Here is a 3,552-nt window from a genome sequence, read left to right as displayed (position 1 = left end):
GATCGTCGACGCGCTCAAGGCCGAACTCGCGCTGGGGCACGGTCACGCCATGTCGGTCGTCGCGCTGCTCAGAGGCGCCAGGAAGGAGGGGGATCGCTGATGCTCAGCGACTGCCGCGCGCTGCTGGATCGCGGATCGCGCGATCGCGACGCTGTTCGAGGCAGGCAAGCCGTGGTCCGCGCCGCGCCTGCCGGCGATCGAAGGACGAATCCGCGAACGGCTGTCAGAAGTCGCGGCGCGGCTCGGCGATCATCCAGGAGCCGACCCAAATCCCCGGCGGCGACTATGCGCTGATGGGAGGCGATCCGCAGGGTGTCGCCTTCGCGATCGTCGGCGCACGACATGCGGCGAACCCGTGAACAAGAACACGATCTGCCTCTGGTACAGCGGCGCGGCGGAAGAGGCGGCGACCTTCTGTGCCGGCGTCTTTCCCGACAGCCGCGTCGACGCGGTCCATCGCGCGCCGGGCGACTATCCCAGCGGCAAGGCCGGCGACGTGCTGACCGTCCAATTCACGGTGCTCGGCATCCCCTGCCTGGGCCTGAACGGCGGGCCGATGTTCAAGCATAGCGAAGCCTTTTCCTTTCAGGTCAGTACCGAGGATCAGGCGGAGACAGATCGCTATTGGGACGCGATCGTCGGCAACGGCGGCGCGGAAAGCGGATGCGGCTGGTGCAAGGACCGTTGGGGTATGTCGTGGCAGATCACCCCGCGCACGCTGATGGACGCGCTTTCCGCCGGCGGTGACGAGGCCGCGCGCGCCTTTGCCGCGATGATGACGATGAAGAAGATCGACATCGCGACGATCGAGGCGGCGCGGCGGGGCGGCGAATCATGAGCGAGCACCAGTTGCAGATCACCCGGCTCATGGATGCGCCGCTGGACACGGTCTGGCGCGCTTGGCTCGACCATGGCGAGGAGTGGCTCTGCCCCCCGCGCGGGCGCGGAGATCGTCGAACAGGACCTGCGCCCCGGCGGCCGATCGCGTATGGTGTTCCACGGCCCCGGCGGCGAAGCCATGCCGCTTGAGGGGGGCTACCTCCACGTCGTTCCGCGCGAATGTGTGGTGTCGACCGCCGCGCTGGACGCCGACTGGAACCCACAGGGGCCTAACATGGTCCGCACCGACGCGTTCGCCGCCGAGGGACAGCACACCCGTTACACCGCCACGGCACGACACTGGACGGCAGACGCCAAGGCGCAGCACGAGGCGATGGGGTTCGAGATCGGTTGGGGGGCCTCGGCCGATGAGTTTGCCGAAGTCGCAGGGCGGATCGCGGCGGAAATCACGGGCCGCGGAGAACCGACCAATGCGTAAGATCCGCGGCAGTGCGTTCGTGTCGCTCGATGGCATCATCCAAGCGCCAGGCGGACCCACCGAGGACCCGACCGGCGGCTTCCCCCATGGCGGCTGGTTGCCGCAATTTTTCGACGAGGATGTCGGCGCTGCGATCGATGCCTTTTTCGCAGGCGATTACGACCTGCTGCTCGGCCGGCGGACTTACGACATCTTTGCCGCCTATTGGCCCTATGTCGGCGGCGAGGCGGCCGGGATCGGCGAAGTCTTCGACCGCACAGGCAAGGACGACGGCGAAGCTGCGGCGATCGACATGGGCGAGGCGTTCACCCGCGCGCGCAAATACGTGCTGACACGCGGCAACCCGGACCTCGGCTGGTCCAACAGCCACCGGCTGGGCAGTCTCGACGAGCTGCGCGCGGTCCGCGACGGCGACGGTCCCGACCTGCTGATCCAGGGCAGCAGCACGCTGTATGCCGCGCTGCTGGCGGCGGGATTGCTGGACCAGCTGACGGTCATGACGTTCCCGGTAGTGCTTGGCACCGGCAAGCGGCTGTTCGGCGACGGCACCCCTGCGCGAGCGTTGCAGGTCGTCGAGCAGACCACGACCAAATCCGGCGCCACCATCGTCACCTACGAACCTGCCGGCAACGTCGAGCATGGCTGGGCCGGGCCACAATCGACCAGCGAGCGCGAGCAGGCGCGGCAGCGCGCGATCGCGGAGGACCGCTGGTGATCGAGTTCTTCGCGCACCCGTTCTCCTCCTGTTGCTGGAAGGTGCTGATCGCCCTGTACGAGAACGACACGCCCTTCACCGTCCCCTGTTTCCGCTCGGCGCGCCCGACCGCGACTGAGGCGTTACGCGAACGCGGGCGCCTGGCGCAGCTGCTGATACGCCGCGATGACGCTTTGCAATGCCGCCTCGTGACTGCGGTCGCCGCCGTTGCGATCGGGATGGAATCTGCGCACCAGTTCCGAATAGCGCCGCCGCAGCGTCATGCGGTCGGCGTCGGGTTCTAGCCCCAGCACCTTCAGGCTGGCGCGATCCTGTCCCGACAGCGGTTTGCCGTCGCCTCGCTCGGGCGCATGCTCGCGACGGAAGCGCGCGGCGATCGCATCCAACGGGTCGGCGAAATCGGCCCAGCGCGGTCCCCGGTCGGCCCCGGCGAACGGCCGGCTCTCGCGCTCCCAACCGGCGATCGGGCGCTGCGCGGCGTGAATCTCCTCGACGCTCATGCCGCTGAAGAAATTGTAGCCGGCGTTGAAGGCGCGGACATGATCGAGGCACAGCCAGCGGAACGGCGGCGGCCCGTCACGCCCGGACGGCACCGTGTCGAGCAATGGCGCGCGGAACTCGCCCGCGCCCTCGCAACCCGGCTCGGCGCACAGCCGACCGTCGCATTCGATCCGCCCGTGAAAACGTGGCGACGGCCGGTCCTTCCGCTCAGCTGACACGATACTCCGCCACGCAAAAGCGGCTATATAGGCGCGATGACCCAACCCGCCACCGTCGCCAGCGAGATCGAGCGTCGTCTCACCGCTGCGCTCGCGCCCACTATGCTCGAGGTGCTCAACGAGAGCTGGAAGCACGCCGGCCACGCCGGTGATGACGGCTCGGGTGAATCGCACTTCAGCGTGACGGTGGAGAGCGCCAGCTTCGCCGGCCTGTCGCGGGTCGCGCGTCAGCGACTGGTTAACAAGGCGCTGGCGGACCTGATCGACCCCGGCCACATTCACGCCCTCGCGATTCGCGCCCGCGTCCCCGGAGAGGCGTGATGGAAAGCCTGATCGAACAGGTCCTCGAGCCCGTCACCCACGACCTGGGCGGATTTCAGGTCCACCGCGTGCTCCCCGCCCGTGACCGCACGATGGTCGGGCCGTTCCTGTTCTTCGATCAGATGGGTCCGGCGACGCTGCCGACCGGCGAAGGCATCGACGTGCGCCCGCACCCGCACATCAATCTGTCCACCGTCACCTATCTGTTCGCCGGCGCGATCGATCATCGCGATTCGCTGGGCACGCGCAAGCGGATCGAGCCGGGCGCGGTCAATCTGATGACGGCGGGGCGCGGCATCGTTCATTCCGAGCGGTCACCAGGTGATGAACGTGCGCACGGCCCCGAACTGTTCGGCATCCAGACCTGGCTGGCGCTGCCCGATGCGCTGGAGGAGACCGATCCTGCGTTCCAGCACATCCCCGCCGCCGATCTGCCGGTGATCGAACATGCCGGTGCGACAGCGCGCGTCATCATGGGC

Annotated in this window: 7 protein-coding genes; 6 read left to right on the top strand and 1 reads right to left on the bottom strand. The window is 68.2% G+C overall.

Going from position 1 to position 3,552, the window contains the following annotated elements:
- Position 1: 1 nt before the first annotated feature.
- The 4 genes from JWN21_RS11680 (at position 2) to JWN21_RS11665 (ending at position 2,033) form a co-directional block, all read left to right on the top strand.
- A complete protein-coding gene (locus JWN21_RS11680; protein ID WP_299650165.1) occupies positions 2–100 on the top strand; it encodes a DUF4287 domain-containing protein in 99 nt (32 codons plus the stop codon).
- 255 nt (positions 101–355) lie between these two features.
- A complete protein-coding gene (locus JWN21_RS11675) occupies positions 356–838 on the top strand; it encodes a VOC family protein (RefSeq protein ID WP_299650158.1) in 483 nt (160 codons plus the stop codon).
- A 33-nt stretch (positions 839–871) separates the two neighbouring features.
- Positions 872–1,318 carry an SRPBCC domain-containing protein gene (locus tag JWN21_RS11670; protein WP_299650155.1) on the top strand — a complete coding sequence of 149 codons (447 nt, stop codon included), beginning with the start codon at positions 872–874 and terminating at the stop codon, positions 1,316–1,318.
- Positions 1,311–2,033: a dihydrofolate reductase family protein gene (locus tag JWN21_RS11665; protein ID WP_299650152.1), complete on the top strand. Its 723-nt coding sequence runs from the start codon at positions 1,311–1,313 to the stop codon at positions 2,031–2,033. The genes JWN21_RS11670 and JWN21_RS11665 overlap by 8 nt, the downstream gene beginning before the upstream one ends.
- Before the next feature lie 122 nt (positions 2,034–2,155).
- Here JWN21_RS11665 and JWN21_RS11660 read toward each other — a convergent pair whose 3' ends face one another.
- The gene (locus JWN21_RS11660; RefSeq protein WP_299650162.1) at positions 2,156–2,686 is read right to left on the bottom strand and encodes a J domain-containing protein; all 531 of its coding nucleotides are present in this window, start codon (positions 2,684–2,686) and stop codon (positions 2,156–2,158) included.
- Positions 2,687–2,788: 102 nt separating this feature from the next.
- Here JWN21_RS11660 and JWN21_RS11655 point away from each other — a divergent pair, with 102 nt between their 5' ends.
- Positions 2,789–3,073, top strand: a complete 285-nt coding sequence (locus JWN21_RS11655) for a BolA family transcriptional regulator (RefSeq protein WP_299650149.1) — start codon at positions 2,789–2,791, stop codon at positions 3,071–3,073.
- A partial coding sequence (locus JWN21_RS11650) for a pirin family protein (RefSeq protein ID WP_299650146.1) occupies positions 3,073–3,552 on the top strand: 480 nt, incomplete at its 3' end. The genes JWN21_RS11655 and JWN21_RS11650, both read left to right, overlap by 1 nt.

The sequence above is a fragment of the Sphingomonas bacterium genome, from assembly GCF_028292945.1.
Classification (GTDB): domain Bacteria; phylum Pseudomonadota; class Alphaproteobacteria; order Sphingomonadales; family Sphingomonadaceae; genus Sphingomonas.
The sequence above is the reverse complement of the archived record's forward strand: the minus strand, read 5'-3'. Positions and strand labels throughout refer to the sequence as shown.

Excerpts from the sequence above, each read along its gene's own strand:
- JWN21_RS11665 (WP_299650152.1), top strand. The coding sequence starts at position 1,311 with ATGCGTAAGATCCGCGGCAGTGCGTTCGTGTCGCTCGATGGCATCATC.
- JWN21_RS11655 (WP_299650149.1), top strand. The coding sequence starts at position 2,789 with ATGACCCAACCCGCCACCGTCGCCAGCGAGATCGAGCGTCGTCTCACC.
- JWN21_RS11670 (WP_299650155.1), top strand. The coding sequence starts at position 872 with ATGCGCCGCTGGACACGGTCTGGCGCGCTTGGCTCGACCATGGCGAGG.